The sequence below is a fragment of the Neisseria subflava genome, from assembly GCF_024205705.1.
Classification (GTDB): Bacteria; Pseudomonadota; Gammaproteobacteria; order Burkholderiales; family Neisseriaceae; genus Neisseria; species Neisseria subflava_D.
The window spans coordinates 2,353,516-2,372,346 of the sequence record NZ_CP073115.1 but is presented as its reverse complement, the minus strand read 5'-3'; the positions used below and the strand labels follow the sequence as shown (position 1 = coordinate 2,372,346).

The 18,831-nt window shown below is 49.1% G+C and carries 4 protein-coding genes and 1 pseudogene; 4 read left to right on the top strand and 1 reads right to left on the bottom strand.

All coding sequences use genetic code 11. From position 1 onward, the window contains the following. The first annotated feature begins 9 nt into the window (after nucleotides 1-9). The 4 genes and pseudogenes from KCG54_RS11420 to KCG54_RS11405 all read left to right on the top strand — a co-directional run bounded on the left by KCG54_RS11420 (nucleotide 10) and on the right by KCG54_RS11405 (nucleotide 17,206). Nucleotides 10-1,017: pseudogene (locus tag KCG54_RS11420) on the top strand (IS5 family transposase). Between the two features lie 283 nt (nucleotides 1,018-1,300). After that, the gene (locus KCG54_RS11415) at nucleotides 1,301-1,783 is read left to right on the top strand and encodes a hypothetical protein (protein ID WP_254324226.1); all 483 of its coding nucleotides are present in this window, start codon (nucleotides 1,301-1,303) and stop codon (nucleotides 1,781-1,783) included. Between the two features lie 22 nt (nucleotides 1,784-1,805). Beyond that, on the top strand, nucleotides 1,806-14,627 hold the full coding sequence (locus KCG54_RS11410) for a GA-like domain-containing protein (protein ID WP_254324225.1): 12,822 nt from the start codon (nucleotides 1,806-1,808) through the stop codon (nucleotides 14,625-14,627). A gap of 179 nt (nucleotides 14,628-14,806) precedes the next feature. Continuing rightward, nucleotides 14,807-17,206 (top strand): FG-GAP-like repeat-containing protein, encoded by a 2,400-nt coding sequence (locus tag KCG54_RS11405; protein ID WP_432761008.1) that lies wholly within the window; start codon nucleotides 14,807-14,809, stop codon nucleotides 17,204-17,206. 211 nt (nucleotides 17,207-17,417) lie between these two features. Here KCG54_RS11405 and mltA read toward each other — a convergent pair whose 3' ends face one another. After that, a complete protein-coding gene (gene mltA, locus KCG54_RS11400) occupies nucleotides 17,418-18,740 on the bottom strand; it encodes a murein transglycosylase A (RefSeq protein WP_107792297.1) in 1,323 nt (440 codons plus the stop codon). Between the last annotated feature and the right edge of the window lie 91 nt (nucleotides 18,741-18,831).

Below are 18,831 nucleotides of genomic sequence, written 5' to 3'. Positions count from 1 at the left end.
GGATTTTTCATGAGTACCTTCTTTCAGCAAACTGCCCAAGCCATGATTGCCAAACACATCGACCGCTTCCCACTATTGAAGTTGGATCAAGTGATTGATTGGCAACCAATCGAACAATACCTGAATCGTCAAAAAACCCGTTACCTTCGAGACCACCGCGGCCGTCCCGCCTATCCCCTGTTGTCCATATTCAAAGCCGTCCTGCTCGGCCAATGGCACAGCCTCTCCGATCCCGAACTCGAACACAGCCTCATCACCCGCATCGATTTCAACCTGTTTTGCCGTTTTGACGAACTGAGCATCCCCGATTACAGCACCTTATGCCGCTACCGCAACTGGCTGGCGCAAGACGACACCCTGTCCGAATTGCTGGAACTGATTAACCGCCAACTGACCGAAAAAAACCTAAAAATAGAGAAAGCATCCGCCGCCGTCATTGACGCCACCATTATTCAGACCGCCGGCAGCAAACAGCGTCAGGCCATAGAAGTCGATGAAGAAGGACAAGTCAGCGGACAAACCACACCGAGTAAAGACAGCGATGCCCGCTGGACAAAGAAAAACGGTTTATACAGACTCGGTTACAAACAACATACCCGCACCGATGAGGAAGGCTATATCGGGAAACTGCACATTACCCCCGCCAATGCCCATGAATGCAAACACCTATTGCCTTTGTTGGAAGGGTTACCCAAAGGTACGACCGTCTATGCCGATAAAGGCTATGACAGTAAGGGAAACCGGCAACATCTGAAAGAGCATCGGCTGCTGGACGGTATTATGCGCAAAGCCCACCGCAAACATCCGTTGTCGGAAGCGCAAACCAAACGCCACCGATATTTATCGAAGACCCGTTATGTGGTCGAATAAAGTTTCGGTACGCTGCACCGTAAATTCCGCTATGCGCGGGCAGCCTATTTCGGGCTGATTAAAGTGAGTGCACAAAGCCACCTGAAGGCGATGTGTTTGAACCTTTTGAAAGCCGCCAACAGGCTAAGTGCGCCTGTTGGCGCCTAAAAGGCGGCCAGATGCCTGATTAATCAGGTATCCAAGGGAGATTAAGGGGATATTTGGGTAAAATCAGGAGGTATTGGGGGGGCGGAAACAGCCGAAAATCTGTGTTTGGGTTTCGGCTGTCTGGGGGAAAGGAATTTTGCAAAGGTCTAGGATTTGCAGATAGGGGAAGATTATTCAAATACATTTAAATAATATACTTGCATAAAGGTAGGGTCGTCTGTATAGTTTTGATGGTTATAGTAAAACACTTTTAATTCATATTGTAATATTGCGAGGAATGTAAATGATGCAACTTTTAAAACTGACGGTTGCAGCAGCCTTAGCTGTATCCGTGCTGTCTGCCTGTACATTAAGTAACAACAGATGGTCAAACTTTGACAACCACTCATCTCAAATTAAACCGCAAGTAAATCAAGCCGGTTTGGTCTTCTATCGTGCCGATGCGGGTGCAAACCCAATCGCAGTCAATATTAAAGTTAATGGCGAATACCTATCGTCTCTCCAAGTAGGCGGTTTTGCAAAAACAGAAATTTGCGCCAAACCTACAACTTTCGAAGCGCATTACGTAGCAGCCAAGCCTGCAACAAGACTCAACGGAAGCCTAACAGAACAATCAGTGCACTATTATCAAATTGATGCAACAAACGTTTCAGTGCCTCAAATCAAAGAGGTTGATGCAGCAACAGCACAAGAAGCATTAAAGAAACTTAAGCATCAAGCCCACACAATTTCACGCATTAACGAAACAGCCTGTGCGGCCAACTAAACAAATTTAAAAGGGAAAATCCATGTCAAAGAATATCAGCGTAAAAATCAATAGTGGCAACGAAACCGTTGAGACCGTCAAACTGAACACAACGAATAAAAAAGTCATTATCAAAGCGCAACCGAATGTGAACTACGAATTGGTTGACGACAATACCCAGTACGCTCCTGAAACTATCGATACCAAACGTATTGGTAACGACCTTCACATTGCGTTTGAAAGCACCGACATTAATCAAGAATCCGATTTGGTACTGGAAGGCTATTACGAAAACAACAATACCGAATTGCTTTTGGGTAAGGCAGAAAACGGACAATACTATGCCTATGTACCGCAAAGCGGCGTTGAAAGTGATGCGGTTACCTTGTTGGCAGAACAAGTATTTGCCCCTCAGGCATTGGGTGGTAACAGTGTAGCAACACCATTTTGGGCATTTAATCCTAATTGGCTGTGGGCTGCAGCCGGAGTGGCCGCAGTAGGTGGCATTATTGCTGCTGCAAGTGGTAGCAGTGGTAGCTCATCTGCACCAGTTGGTAACTCAGCATTGAATGATGCATTGGCTAAAGTGAAAGCAGCGGAAGCGGCAGAAACAGCCGCGGAAGACGCGTTGGCGAAAGCAAACAAAGATGGTGTTATCAGCCAACAAGAAGCGGATGAACTCAAAGCCTTAAATGCTAAAGCGGCAGAAACCAAAGCTGCGGCAGATGAAGCGGTGAAAGCTCTACCAGCAGATGCAAAAGATGCGGAAGGTAATACACCGGCTAAATTGCAAGCACGCGTTGATGTACTTGACGGTATCACCGTACCGGCAGTGACCGATGCGAACAACAACGGCATTAAAGACAGCGATGAAGCAGCGATTGCAGGCGCACTTGAAAAAGTGAAAGCAGCGGAAGCGGCAGAAACAGCCGCGGAAGACGCGTTGGCGAAAGCAAACAAAGATGGTGTTATCAGCCAACAAGAAGCGGATGAACTCAAAGCCTTAAATGCTAAAGCGGCAGAAACCAAAGCTGCGGCAGATGAAGCGGTGAAAGCTCTACCAGCAGATGCAAAAGATGCGGAAGGTAATACACCGGCTAAATTGCAAGCACGCGTTGATGTACTTGACGGTATCACCGTACCGGCAGTGACCGATGCGAACAACAACGGCATTAAAGACAGCGATGAAGCAGCGATTGCAGGCGCACTTGAAAAAGTGAAAGCAGCGGAAGCGGCAGAAACAGCCGCGGAAGACGCGTTGGCGAAAGCAAACAAAGATGGTGTTATCAGCCAACAAGAAGCGGATGAACTCAAAGCCTTAAATGCTAAAGCGGCAGAAACCAAAGCTGCGGCAGATGAAGCGGTGAAAGCTCTACCAGCAGATGCAAAAGATGCGGAAGGTAATACACCGGCTAAATTGCAAGCACGCGTTGATGTACTTGACGGTATCACCGTACCGGCAGTGACCGATGCGAACAACAACGGCATTAAAGACAGCGATGAAGCAGCGATTGCAGGCGCACTTGAAAAAGTGAAAGCAGCGGAAGCGGCAGAAACAGCCGCGGAAGACGCGTTGGCGAAAGCAAACAAAGATGGTGTTATCAGCCAACAAGAAGCGGATGAACTCAAAGCCTTAAATGCTAAAGCGGCAGAAACCAAAGCTGCGGCAGATGAAGCGGTGAAAGCTCTACCAGCAGATGCAAAAGATGCGGAAGGTAATACACCGGCTAAATTGCAAGCACGCGTTGATGTACTTGACGGTATCACCGTACCGGCAGTGACCGATGCGAACAACAACGGCATTAAAGACAGCGATGAAGCAGCGATTGCAGGCGCACTTGAAAAAGTGAAAGCAGCGGAAGCGGCAGAAACAGCCGCGGAAGACGCGTTGGCGAAAGCAAACAAAGATGGTGTTATCAGCCAACAAGAAGCGGATGAACTCAAAGCCTTAAATGCTAAAGCGGCAGAAACCAAAGCTGCGGCAGATGAAGCGGTGAAAGCTCTACCAGCAGATGCAAAAGATGCGGAAGGTAATACACCGGCTAAATTGCAAGCACGCGTTGATGTACTTGACGGTATCACCGTACCGGCAGTGACCGATGCGAACAACAACGGCATTAAAGACAGCGATGAAGCAGCGATTGCAGGCGCACTTGAAAAAGTGAAAGCAGCGGAAGCGGCAGAAACAGCCGCGGAAGACGCGTTGGCGAAAGCAAACAAAGATGGTGTTATCAGCCAACAAGAAGCGGATGAACTCAAAGCCTTAAATGCTAAAGCGGCAGAAACCAAAGCTGCGGCAGATGAAGCGGTGAAAGCTCTACCAGCAGATGCAAAAGATGCGGAAGGTAATACACCGGCTAAATTGCAAGCACGCGTTGATGTACTTGACGGTATCACCGTACCGGCAGTGACCGATGCGAACAACAACGGCATTAAAGACAGCGATGAAGCAGCGATTGCAGGCGCACTTGAAAAAGTGAAAGCAGCGGAAGCGGCAGAAACAGCCGCGGAAGACGCGTTGGCGAAAGCAAACAAAGATGGTGTTATCAGCCAACAAGAAGCGGATGAACTCAAAGCCTTAAATGCTAAAGCGGCAGAAACCAAAGCTGCGGCAGATGAAGCGGTGAAAGCTCTACCAGCAGATGCAAAAGATGCGGAAGGTAATACACCGGCTAAATTGCAAGCACGCGTTGATGTACTTGACGGTATCACCGTACCGGCAGTGACCGATGCGAACAACAACGGCATTAAAGACAGCGATGAAGCAGCGATTGCAGGCGCACTTGAAAAAGTGAAAGCAGCGGAAGCGGCAGAAACAGCCGCGGAAGACGCGTTGGCGAAAGCAAACAAAGATGGTGTTATCAGCCAACAAGAAGCGGATGAACTCAAAGCCTTAAATGCTAAAGCGGCAGAAACCAAAGCTGCGGCAGATGAAGCGGTGAAAGCTCTACCAGCAGATGCAAAAGATGCGGAAGGTAATACACCGGCTAAATTGCAAGCACGCGTTGATGTACTTGACGGTATCACCGTACCGGCAGTGACCGATGCGAACAACAACGGCATTAAAGACAGCGATGAAGCAGCGATTGCAGGCGCACTTGAAAAAGTGAAAGCAGCGGAAGCGGCAGAAACAGCCGCGGAAGACGCGTTGGCGAAAGCAAACAAAGATGGTGTTATCAGCCAACAAGAAGCGGATGAACTCAAAGCCTTAAATGCTAAAGCGGCAGAAACCAAAGCTGCGGCAGATGAAGCGGTGAAAGCTCTACCAGCAGATGCAAAAGATGCGGAAGGTAATACACCGGCTAAATTGCAAGCACGCGTTGATGTACTTGACGGTATCACCGTACCGGCAGTGACCGATGCGAACAACAACGGCATTAAAGACAGCGATGAAGCAGCGATTGCAGGCGCACTTGAAAAAGTGAAAGCAGCGGAAGCGGCAGAAACAGCCGCGGAAGACGCGTTGGCGAAAGCAAACAAAGATGGTGTTATCAGCCAACAAGAAGCGGATGAACTCAAAGCCTTAAATGCTAAAGCGGCAGAAACCAAAGCTGCGGCAGATGAAGCGGTGAAAGCTCTACCAGCAGATGCAAAAGATGCGGAAGGTAATACACCGGCTAAATTGCAAGCACGCGTTGATGTACTTGACGGTATCACCGTACCGGCAGTGACCGATGCGAACAACAACGGCATTAAAGACAGCGATGAAGCAGCGATTGCAGGCGCACTTGAAAAAGTGAAAGCAGCGGAAGCGGCAGAAACAGCCGCGGAAGACGCGTTGGCGAAAGCAAACAAAGATGGTGTTATCAGCCAACAAGAAGCGGATGAACTCAAAGCCTTAAATGCTAAAGCGGCAGAAACCAAAGCTGCGGCAGATGAAGCGGTGAAAGCTCTACCAGCAGATGCAAAAGATGCGGAAGGTAATACACCGGCTAAATTGCAAGCACGCGTTGATGTACTTGACGGTATCACCGTACCGGCAGTGACCGATGCGAACAACAACGGCATTAAAGACAGCGATGAAGCAGCGATTGCAGGCGCACTTGAAAAAGTGAAAGCAGCGGAAGCGGCAGAAACAGCCGCGGAAGACGCGTTGGCGAAAGCAAACAAAGATGGTGTTATCAGCCAACAAGAAGCGGATGAACTCAAAGCCTTAAATGCTAAAGCGGCAGAAACCAAAGCTGCGGCAGATGAAGCGGTGAAAGCTCTACCAGCAGATGCAAAAGATGCGGAAGGTAATACACCGGCTAAATTGCAAGCACGCGTTGATGTACTTGACGGTATCACCGTACCGGCAGTGACCGATGCGAACAACAACGGCATTAAAGACAGCGATGAAGCAGCGATTGCAGGCGCACTTGAAAAAGTGAAAGCAGCGGAAGCGGCAGAAACAGCCGCGGAAGACGCGTTGGCGAAAGCAAACAAAGATGGTGTTATCAGCCAACAAGAAGCGGATGAACTCAAAGCCTTAAATGCTAAAGCGGCAGAAACCAAAGCTGCGGCAGATGAAGCGGTGAAAGCTCTACCAGCAGATGCAAAAGATGCGGAAGGTAATACACCGGCTAAATTGCAAGCACGCGTTGATGTACTTGACGGTATCACCGTACCGGCAGTGACCGATGCGAACAACAACGGCATTAAAGACAGCGATGAAGCAGCGATTGCAGGCGCACTTGAAAAAGTGAAAGCAGCGGAAGCGGCAGAAACAGCCGCGGAAGACGCGTTGGCGAAAGCAAACAAAGATGGTGTTATCAGCCAACAAGAAGCGGATGAACTCAAAGCCTTAAATGCTAAAGCGGCAGAAACCAAAGCTGCGGCAGATGAAGCGGTGAAAGCTCTACCAGCAGATGCAAAAGATGCGGAAGGTAATACACCGGCTAAATTGCAAGCACGCGTTGATGTACTTGACGGTATCACCGTACCGGCAGTGACCGATGCGAACAACAACGGCATTAAAGACAGCGATGAAGCAGCGATTGCAGGCGCACTTGAAAAAGTGAAAGCAGCGGAAGCGGCAGAAACAGCCGCGGAAGACGCGTTGGCGAAAGCAAACAAAGATGGTGTTATCAGCCAACAAGAAGCGGATGAACTCAAAGCCTTAAATGCTAAAGCGGCAGAAACCAAAGCTGCGGCAGATGAAGCGGTGAAAGCTCTACCAGCAGATGCAAAAGATGCGGAAGGTAATACACCGGCTAAATTGCAAGCACGCGTTGATGTACTTGACGGTATCACCGTACCGGCAGTGACCGATGCGAACAACAACGGCATTAAAGACAGCGATGAAGCAGCGATTGCAGGCGCACTTGAAAAAGTGAAAGCAGCGGAAGCGGCAGAAACAGCCGCGGAAGACGCGTTGGCGAAAGCAAACAAAGATGGTGTTATCAGCCAACAAGAAGCGGATGAACTCAAAGCCTTAAATGCTAAAGCGGCAGAAACCAAAGCTGCGGCAGATGAAGCGGTGAAAGCTCTACCAGCAGATGCAAAAGATGCGGAAGGTAATACACCGGCTAAATTGCAAGCACGCGTTGATGTACTTGACGGTATCACCGTACCGGCAGTGACCGATGCGAACAACAACGGCATTAAAGACAGCGATGAAGCAGCGATTGCAGGCGCACTTGAAAAAGTGAAAGCAGCGGAAGCGGCAGAAACAGCCGCGGAAGACGCGTTGGCGAAAGCAAACAAAGATGGTGTTATCAGCCAACAAGAAGCGGATGAACTCAAAGCCTTAAATGCTAAAGCGGCAGAAACCAAAGCTGCGGCAGATGAAGCGGTGAAAGCTCTACCAGCAGATGCAAAAGATGCGGAAGGTAATACACCGGCTAAATTGCAAGCACGCGTTGATGTACTTGACGGTATCACCGTACCGGCAGTGACCGATGCGAACAACAACGGCATTAAAGACAGCGATGAAGCAGCGATTGCAGGCGCACTTGAAAAAGTGAAAGCAGCGGAAGCGGCAGAAACAGCCGCGGAAGACGCGTTGGCGAAAGCAAACAAAGATGGTGTTATCAGCCAACAAGAAGCGGATGAACTCAAAGCCTTAAATGCTAAAGCGGCAGAAACCAAAGCTGCGGCAGATGAAGCGGTGAAAGCTCTACCAGCAGATGCAAAAGATGCGGAAGGTAATACACCGGCTAAATTGCAAGCACGCGTTGATGTACTTGACGGTATCACCGTACCGGCAGTGACCGATGCGAACAACAACGGCATTAAAGACAGCGATGAAGCAGCGATTGCAGGCGCACTTGAAAAAGTGAAAGCAGCGGAAGCGGCAGAAACAGCCGCGGAAGACGCGTTGGCGAAAGCAAACAAAGATGGTGTTATCAGCCAACAAGAAGCGGATGAACTCAAAGCCTTAAATGCTAAAGCGGCAGAAACCAAAGCTGCGGCAGATGAAGCGGTGAAAGCTCTACCAGCAGATGCAAAAGATGCGGAAGGTAATACACCGGCTAAATTGCAAGCACGCGTTGATGTACTTGACGGTATCACCGTACCGGCAGTGACCGATGCGAACAACAACGGCATTAAAGACAGCGATGAAGCAGCGATTGCAGGCGCACTTGAAAAAGTGAAAGCAGCGGAAGCGGCAGAAACAGCCGCGGAAGACGCGTTGGCGAAAGCAAACAAAGATGGTGTTATCAGCCAACAAGAAGCGGATGAACTCAAAGCCTTAAATGCTAAAGCGGCAGAAACCAAAGCTGCGGCAGATGAAGCGGTGAAAGCTCTACCAGCAGATGCAAAAGATGCGGAAGGTAATACACCGGCTAAATTGCAAGCACGCGTTGATGTACTTGACGGTATCACCGTACCGGCAGTGACCGATGCGAACAACAACGGCATTAAAGACAGCGATGAAGCAGCGATTGCAGGCGCACTTGAAAAAGTGAAAGCAGCGGAAGCGGCAGAAACAGCCGCGGAAGACGCGTTGGCGAAAGCAAACAAAGATGGTGTTATCAGCCAACAAGAAGCGGATGAACTCAAAGCCTTAAATGCTAAAGCGGCAGAAACCAAAGCTGCGGCAGATGAAGCGGTGAAAGCTCTACCAGCAGATGCAAAAGATGCGGAAGGTAATACACCGGCTAAATTGCAAGCACGCGTTGATGTACTTGACGGTATCACCGTACCGGCAGTGACCGATGCGAACAACAACGGCATTAAAGACAGCGATGAAGCAGCGATTGCAGGCGCACTTGAAAAAGTGAAAGCAGCGGAAGCGGCAGAAACAGCCGCGGAAGACGCGTTGGCGAAAGCAAACAAAGATGGTGTTATCAGCCAACAAGAAGCGGATGAACTCAAAGCCTTAAATGCTAAAGCGGCAGAAACCAAAGCTGCGGCAGATGAAGCGGTGAAAGCTCTACCAGCAGATGCAAAAGATGCGGAAGGTAATACACCGGCTAAATTGCAAGCACGCGTTGATGTACTTGACGGTATCACCGTACCGGCAGTGACCGATGCGAACAACAACGGCATTAAAGACAGCGATGAAGCAGCGATTGCAGGCGCACTTGAAAAAGTGAAAGCAGCGGAAGCGGCAGAAACAGCCGCGGAAGACGCGTTGGCGAAAGCAAACAAAGATGGTGTTATCAGCCAACAAGAAGCGGATGAACTCAAAGCCTTAAATGCTAAAGCGGCAGAAACCAAAGCTGCGGCAGATGAAGCGGTGAAAGCTCTACCAGCAGATGCAAAAGATGCGGAAGGTAATACACCGGCTAAATTGCAAGCACGCGTTGATGTACTTGACGGTATCACCGTACCGGCAGTGACCGATGCGAACAACAACGGCATTAAAGACAGCGATGAAGCAGCGATTGCAGGCGCACTTGAAAAAGTGAAAGCAGCGGAAGCGGCAGAAACAGCCGCGGAAGACGCGTTGGCGAAAGCAAACAAAGATGGTGTTATCAGCCAACAAGAAGCGGATGAACTCAAAGCCTTAAATGCTAAAGCGGCAGAAACCAAAGCTGCGGCAGATGAAGCGGTGAAAGCTCTACCAGCAGATGCAAAAGATGCGGAAGGTAATACACCGGCTAAATTGCAAGCACGCGTTGATGTACTTGACGGTATCACCGTACCGGCAGTGACCGATGCGAACAACAACGGCATTAAAGACAGCGATGAAGCAGCGATTGCAGGCGCACTTGAAAAAGTGAAAGCAGCGGAAGCGGCAGAAACAGCCGCGGAAGACGCGTTGGCGAAAGCAAACAAAGATGGTGTTATCAGCCAACAAGAAGCGGATGAACTCAAAGCCTTAAATGCTAAAGCGGCAGAAACCAAAGCTGCGGCAGATGAAGCGGTGAAAGCTCTACCAGCAGATGCAAAAGATGCGGAAGGTAATACACCGGCTAAATTGCAAGCACGCGTTGATGTACTTGACGGTATCACCGTACCGGCAGTGACCGATGCGAACAACAACGGCATTAAAGACAGCGATGAAGCAGCGATTGCAGGCGCACTTGAAAAAGTGAAAGCAGCGGAAGCGGCAGAAACAGCCGCGGAAGACGCGTTGGCGAAAGCAAACAAAGATGGTGTTATCAGCCAACAAGAAGCGGATGAACTCAAAGCCTTAAATGCTAAAGCGGCAGAAACCAAAGCTGCGGCAGATGAAGCGGTGAAAGCTCTACCAGCAGATGCAAAAGATGCGGAAGGTAATACACCGGCTAAATTGCAAGCACGCGTTGATGTACTTGACGGTATCACCGTACCGGCAGTGACCGATGCGAACAACAACGGCATTAAAGACAGCGATGAAGCAGCGATTGCAGGCGCACTTGAAAAAGTGAAAGCAGCGGAAGCGGCAGAAACAGCCGCGGAAGACGCGTTGGCGAAAGCAAACAAAGATGGTGTTATCAGCCAACAAGAAGCGGATGAACTCAAAGCCTTAAATGCTAAAGCGGCAGAAACCAAAGCTGCGGCAGATGAAGCGGTGAAAGCTCTACCAGCAGATGCAAAAGATGCGGAAGGTAATACACCGGCTAAATTGCAAGCACGCGTTGATGTACTTGACGGTATCACCGTACCGGCAGTGACCGATGCGAACAACAACGGCATTAAAGACAGCGATGAAGCAGCGATTGCAGGCGCACTTGAAAAAGTGAAAGCAGCGGAAGCGGCAGAAACAGCCGCGGAAGACGCGTTGGCGAAAGCAAACAAAGATGGTGTTATCAGCCAACAAGAAGCGGATGAACTCAAAGCCTTAAATGCTAAAGCGGCAGAAACCAAAGCTGCGGCAGATGAAGCGGTGAAAGCTCTACCAGCAGATGCAAAAGATGCGGAAGGTAATACACCGGCTAAATTGCAAGCACGCGTTGATGTACTTGACGGTATCACCGTACCGGCAGTGACCGATGCGAACAACAACGGCATTAAAGACAGCGATGAAGCAGCGATTGCAGGCGCACTTGAAAAAGTGAAAGCAGCGGAAGCGGCAGAAACAGCCGCGGAAGACGCGTTGGCGAAAGCAAACAAAGATGGTGTTATCAGCCAACAAGAAGCGGATGAACTCAAAGCCTTAAATGCTAAAGCGGCAGAAACCAAAGCTGCGGCAGATGAAGCGGTGAAAGCTCTACCAGCAGATGCAAAAGATGCGGAAGGTAATACACCGGCTAAATTGCAAGCACGCGTTGATGTACTTGACGGTATCACCGTACCGGCAGTGACCGATGCGAACAACAACGGCATTAAAGACAGCGATGAAGCAGCGATTGCAGGCGCACTTGAAAAAGTGAAAGCAGCGGAAGCGGCAGAAACAGCCGCGGAAGACGCGTTGGCGAAAGCAAACAAAGATGGTGTTATCAGCCAACAAGAAGCGGATGAACTCAAAGCCTTAAATGCTAAAGCGGCAGAAACCAAAGCTGCGGCAGATGAAGCGGTGAAAGCTCTACCAGCAGATGCAAAAGATGCGGAAGGTAATACACCGGCTAAATTGCAAGCACGCGTTGATGTACTTGACGGTATCACCGTACCGGCAGTGACCGATGCGAACAACAACGGCATTAAAGACAGCGATGAAGCAGCGATTGCAGGCGCACTTGAAAAAGTGAAAGCAGCGGAAGCGGCAGAAACAGCCGCGGAAGACGCGTTGGCGAAAGCAAACAAAGATGGTGTTATCAGCCAACAAGAAGCGGATGAACTCAAAGCCTTAAATGCTAAAGCGGCAGAAACCAAAGCTGCGGCAGATGAAGCGGTGAAAGCTCTACCAGCAGATGCAAAAGATGCGGAAGGTAATACACCGGCTAAATTGCAAGCACGCGTTGATGTACTTGACGGTATCACCGTACCGGCAGTGACCGATGCGAACAACAACGGCATTAAAGACAGCGATGAAGCAGCGATTGCAGGCGCACTTGAAAAAGTGAAAGCAGCGGAAGCGGCAGAAACAGCCGCGGAAGACGCGTTGGCGAAAGCAAACAAAGATGGTGTTATCAGCCAACAAGAAGCGGATGAACTCAAAGCCTTAAATGCTAAAGCGGCAGAAACCAAAGCTGCGGCAGATGAAGCGGTGAAAGCTCTACCAGCAGATGCAAAAGATGCGGAAGGTAATACACCGGCTAAATTGCAAGCACGCGTTGATGTACTTGACGGTATCACCGTACCGGCAGTGACCGATGCGAACAACAACGGCATTAAAGACAGCGATGAAGCAGCGATTGCAGGCGCACTTGAAAAAGTGAAAGCAGCGGAAGCGGCAGAAACAGCCGCGGAAGACGCGTTGGCGAAAGCAAACAAAGATGGTGTTATCAGCCAACAAGAAGCGGATGAACTCAAAGCCTTAAATGCTAAAGCGGCAGAAACCAAAGCTGCGGCAGATGAAGCGGTGAAAGCTCTACCAGCAGATGCAAAAGATGCGGAAGGTAATACACCGGCTAAATTGCAAGCACGCGTTGATGTACTTGACGGTATCACCGTACCGGCAGTGACCGATGCGAACAACAACGGCATTAAAGACAGCGATGAAGCAGCGATTGCAGGCGCACTTGAAAAAGTGAAAGCAGCGGAAGCGGCAGAAACAGCCGCGGAAGACGCGTTGGCGAAAGCAAACAAAGATGGTGTTATCAGCCAACAAGAAGCGGATGAACTCAAAGCCTTAAATGCTAAAGCGGCAGAAACCAAAGCTGCGGCAGATGAAGCGGTGAAAGCTCTACCAGCAGATGCAAAAGATGCGGAAGGTAATACACCGGCTAAATTGCAAGCACGCGTTGATGTACTTGACGGTATCACCGTACCGGCAGTGACCGATGCGAACAACAACGGCATTAAAGACAGCGATGAAGCAGCGATTGCAGGCGCACTTGAAAAAGTGAAAGCAGCGGAAGCGGCAGAAACAGCCGCGGAAGACGCGTTGGCGAAAGCAAACAAAGATGGTGTTATCAGCCAACAAGAAGCGGATGAACTCAAAGCCTTAAATGCTAAAGCGGCAGAAACCAAAGCTGCGGCAGATGAAGCGGTGAAAGCTCTACCAGCAGATGCAAAAGATGCGGAAGGTAATACACCGGCTAAATTGCAAGCACGCGTTGATGTACTTGACGGTATCACCGTACCGGCAGTGACCGATGCGAACAACAACGGCATTAAAGACAGCGATGAAGCAGCGATTGCAGGCGCACTTGAAAAAGTGAAAGCAGCGGAAGCGGCAGAAACAGCCGCGGAAGACGCGTTGGCGAAAGCAAACAAAGATGGTGTTATCAGCCAACAAGAAGCGGATGAACTCAAAGCCTTAAATGCTAAAGCGGCAGAAACCAAAGCTGCGGCAGATGAAGCGGTGAAAGCTCTACCAGCAGATGCAAAAGATGCGGAAGGTAATACACCGGCTAAATTGCAAGCACGCGTTGATGTACTTGACGGTATCACCGTACCGGCAGTGACCGATGCGAACAACAACGGCATTAAAGACAGCGATGAAGCAGCGATTGCAGGCGCACTTGAAAAAGTGAAAGCAGCGGAAGCGGCAGAAACAGCCGCGGAAGACGCGTTGGCGAAAGCAAACAAAGATGGTGTTATCAGCCAACAAGAAGCGGATGAACTCAAAGCCTTAAATGCTAAAGCGGCAGAAACCAAAGCTGCGGCAGATGAAGCGGTGAAAGCTCTACCAGCAGATGCAAAAGATGCGGAAGGTAATACACCGGCTAAATTGCAAGCACGCGTTGATGTACTTGACGGTATCACCGTACCGGCAGTGACCGATGCGAACAACAACGGCATTAAAGACAGCGATGAAGCAGCGATTGCAGGCGCACTTGAAAAAGTGAAAGCAGCGGAAGCGGCAGAAACAGCCGCGGAAGACGCGTTGGCGAAAGCAAACAAAGATGGTGTTATCAGCCAACAAGAAGCGGATGAACTCAAAGCCTTAAATGCTAAAGCGGCAGAAACCAAAGCTGCGGCAGATGAAGCGGTGAAAGCTCTACCAGCAGATGCAAAAGATGCGGAAGGTAATACACCGGCTAAATTGCAAGCACGCGTTGATGTACTTGACGGTATCACCGTACCGGCAGTGACCGATGCGAACAACAACGGCATTAAAGACAGCGATGAAGCAGCGATTGCAGGCGCACTTGAAAAAGTGAAAGCAGCGGAAGCGGCAGAAACAGCCGCGGAAGACGCGTTGGCGAAAGCAAACAAAGATGGTGTTATCAGCCAACAAGAAGCGGATGAACTCAAAGCCTTAAATGCTAAAGCGGCAGAAACCAAAGCTGCGGCAGATGAAGCGGTGAAAGCTCTACCAGCAGATGCAAAAGATGCGGAAGGTAATACACCGGCTAAATTGCAAGCACGCGTTGATGTACTTGACGGTATCACCGTACCGGCAGTGACCGATGCGAACAACAACGGCATTAAAGACAGCGATGAAGCAGCGATTGCAGCGCACTGAAAAAGTGAAAGCAGCGAAGCGCAGAAACAGCCGGAAGACCGTGCGAAACAAACAAAGATGTTATCAGCAACAAAAGCGATGAACTCAAAGCCTAAATGCTAAGCGACAGCGGCAGTGACGAGCGAACAACAAGGCATTAAAGACAGCGATGAAGCAGCGATGCAGGCGCACTTGAAAAAGTGAAAGCAGCGGAAGCGGCAGAAACAGCCGCGGAAGACGCGTTGGCGAAAGCAAACAAAGATGGTGTTATCAGCCAACAAGAAGCGGATGAACTCAAAGCCTTAAATGCTAAAGCGGCAGAAACCAAAGCTGCGGCAGATGAAGCGGTGAAAGCTCTACCAGCAGATGCAAAAGATGCGGAAGGTAATACACCGGCTAAATTGCAAGCACGCGTTGATGTACTTGACGGTATCACCGTACCGGCAGTGACTGAAGCTAAAGTAACTATCGTTAACTATGCTGATGATTACGGCAGCCAAACAGGTACAGGTGGAACCAATACAAAAACTGATGACAATACGCCAACTATTAAAGGTACAACAACGCTTCCATCTAGCACAGTCCATCTCTATGAGATCAACTTAGATGGTGCGTTTGTGAAATTAGGATCAACAACCGCGGATTCTTCAGGTAACTGGAGTTATACGCCGGATTGGTTAACTAACCGTGAACACAAGATTTATGCATCTAGCACTGAAATTACATCGAAAGAAGATGCACAATCTTCTATTGTGATCGATGTGGAAGGGGTAACAACACCTCCAACTAGCGTAGCGGCAAAAGGTGAATATTGGAGTGCAACAACTGTTGGTGATATCAATGGTGATGGTTATGACGATATCGGTATGGGATCTTGGATTGGTAATAAAGCTGATGCGATCCTAGGTGGTAAAAACTTGACGTTGGCTGGCAACAATTATATCGGTAGTGCTGTATGGCACCAAGCTGGTGTGGGTGATGTCAACGGTGACGGCTACAATGATGTATTGTTTGGTAACGGCGAAACTGGTGGTCCAGCTCATCTCTATACTGGTGGTCCAAATGGTTTGACTTCTAAAACCAATATTGGTAACGGTATTGCAGCCGCTGCAGGTGATGTGAACGGCGATGGTATCGTAGATATGATCGTGATGGGGGCAACTTCATCTAATGTTTACTACGGTAGCACCAATGGTAGCTATACTAATAAGAGTGGAAGCTTGTCATTTGGTTATAATAGTGGAGGGAATGTCGCTTGGGGAGCACAACAATACGCTGCTGGCGTGGGTGACTTCAATGGTGATGGCTACAATGATGTTGTGACTACTAATGGTATTTACTTCGGTAGTGCGACTGGACTAAACAATTCAAATAAAATCAGTTTTAACCATGGTGTAACTTCTGCAAATGCAGCTGGTGATGTGAATGGTGATGGTTATGCTGATGTAGTTGTTGTTGACGGAAAATACGGTAATTCTTACGTATTATTCGGTGGTAAAAACGCAAGTACAGTTTCATTCTCAACTAGTAAAGGCAATGGATCTGTTTCTGGGGCAAATGGTGGCTTTGCTATCAGCACAACTAAAGGTTCACTCCAAACTGCAGACTATAGTAATGCAGTAGGTGTGGGCGATGTGAATGGCGATGGTTTAGCTGATGTGTTAATTACCACTTATGGTAATACTGGTAACGGCGTATCTGCACGTGGTCAGTATCCTAAGTACAAAACTGATTCGTATATCGTTTACGGTAAAGCTGGTTCTGATACAGTGGATCCATCAACTTTAGGCAAAAAAGGTATTATTGTGCCTAACAATCAAGCGGATGGTTCATCTTCTGTAGGTATGGTTGATGTAAACGGTGATGGTTTGGCTGATATTTACGTAAACTCTTATAACACTTCTGGTAAATTGTTCTACGGTGGTTCAAGCTTAGGTGCTGAACCAACAGTTCAAGGTTCTGGAGAGGTAAGAGGTAACGCACACAGTAACTTTATTGCCGGAAGTCAAGATAATGACACCATCTATGGTGAAGGTGGCGCGGATATCATCTACGCTGGTTCAGGTGATGACCGCATTGTATTAAATGCTAATAACTTGCATTATTTAAGCGAAGGATTCCAAACCGCTAATGCTGATGGTTCACCAATCAATGAAGGTAAAGGTCGCCTTGCTCGCATTGATGGCGGTAATGGCCATAATACGCTAGCCTTTGACAGTGATGTAACCGAAGTTGATTTAACTAAAATCGACAATGTAGGTACGGGCTTTATGAAGACTGCTGTAGGTATGTCTCGTATTGCTAATATCGACCACATTGATTTAACAAACGGTGTCGCAACTAAATTAGTGTTGGAAGCTAAAGATGTATTAGATATGAACCCTGGGTTGAGATCTTATGATAAATCTTCAGCGACACATCAATTAATGATTAGCGGTGAGGGTGGTGATACTGTTACAATCAAAGATGTTGGTAACTGGAATAAAACTTCAACCACAACCATTGTAAACGGAGAAACTTATGACATTTACACATCAACAAGCACAAACGGTGCTCAACTCTTGGTTGAGACGGATGTTCATGTTGAATTTGTTGGTTAATTTATAAACTAAGCATAAAAGCCCTCCTAGTGATAGGAGGGCTTTTTTTATTTTAGCTTTGATTGAGAATGAATTGAAATTGGGTAAGGAAAAAGGCAAAGGTCTTAACCTGTGTTTAGGTTTCAGTTGTTGGGGGGGAGGAATTTTGCAAAGGTCTCAGGCCGTCTGAAACCTGAATCTTGGTTTCAGACGGCCTTTTTTAAACCGCTGTTTATGGACGGTATTCCGGTTTCATGCCGTTGGGCAGGAGCTGCCATACATAGCCGGTGGTTTTCATTTTACCGGCCACTTCGCCTGCTTCGTCGCCATAGCCCCAGAAATAATCCACACGGACTGCGCCTTTAATCGCGCTGCCGGTATCTTGCGCCATAATTAAGCGGTTGAGGGCTTTTTTGGTGATCGGATGGGCAGTGGCGACAAATAATGGTGCGCCAAGCGTGATGTAGTGGCGGTCAATGGCACCGGCGTATTCGCCCATCAACGGCGTACCCAATGCGCCCACTGGGCCGGAATCGCCGCTGCCGGTCAGCTCGCGGAAGAAGACGTAGCTTGGATTTTGTCCCAAAACTTCGGCAAGGCGGCCGGGGTTTTGCTTCATATAGGCCTTGATGCCCTGCATGCTGGTCTGACCCAGCGGCAGATAGCCTTTGTCCGCCATATAGCGGCCGATGGAAACATACGGATGTTCGTTTTTATCGGCAAATCCGACGCGGATGTATTTGCCGGACGGTGTTTTCAGACGGCCTGAACCTTGAATGTGCATAAAGAAAAGTTCGACCGGATCATCTGCATAACCCAAAATCGGCGCTTTGCCGTTAAGCGCGCCGCCGTTGATTTGGCTGCGGGTGTAGTAAGGAACAAAACGGCTGCCTTCAAAACGGCCTTTCAGCGCGGTGCTGCGTGCTGTAATCGGGAATCTGGACAAGTCGGCCGTGTATGCGCCGCTGTTGTCGATGACGCCGCTGTTTGGGCCGGTTTGGCGGATGCGGACGGTGGCTTTGCTGCCCCTCAAGTTTGCAGCCAGCGGAACGGAAACGAAATCGTTCGGAATGCCGTAAATAGGGAAACGGGATTGGCTTGTGGATTTGTCGTCGCCGTACAGGACCGGTTCGTAATAGCCGGTAATGGTGCCGGCAGGATTGCCGCCGTTATCGACGCGCCATGCGGTGAAATAGCGCTCGAAAAAGTGCTTGGCTTGGAAATGGTGCACCGGCGTTTGCATGGCTTGGATACAAACGTCCTGCCAGCCTTGGCGGTTTTTAAGTTTTTCACAGCCTAAGCGGAAAGACTGCAGGCTTTTGGTAAAGTGTTGGAGGTCCCAGTGCGGCAATTCGTTGTAGGAAACTACGGTGTAGTTTGCTCCTCCACCGCTCACTGTCGTACCGACGGGATCGGGCGTACCTGTGGGGCGGTCAGGGCCTTTGATAACGCTGGTGTCGGTTTCGGGGAGGTTTTTAATGCTTTTGCTCGGACAGGCGGCAAGAATGGCCGCGGCAATGCTGACGAGCGTGATGCGGTACAAATGTTTTTTCATGGAATCAATAGCGTGTCGAAAGGCCGTCTGAAAGCGATTTTTCAGACGGCCTATGTTGGAAAGTGCTGATTTTACATAAACATAAAATACA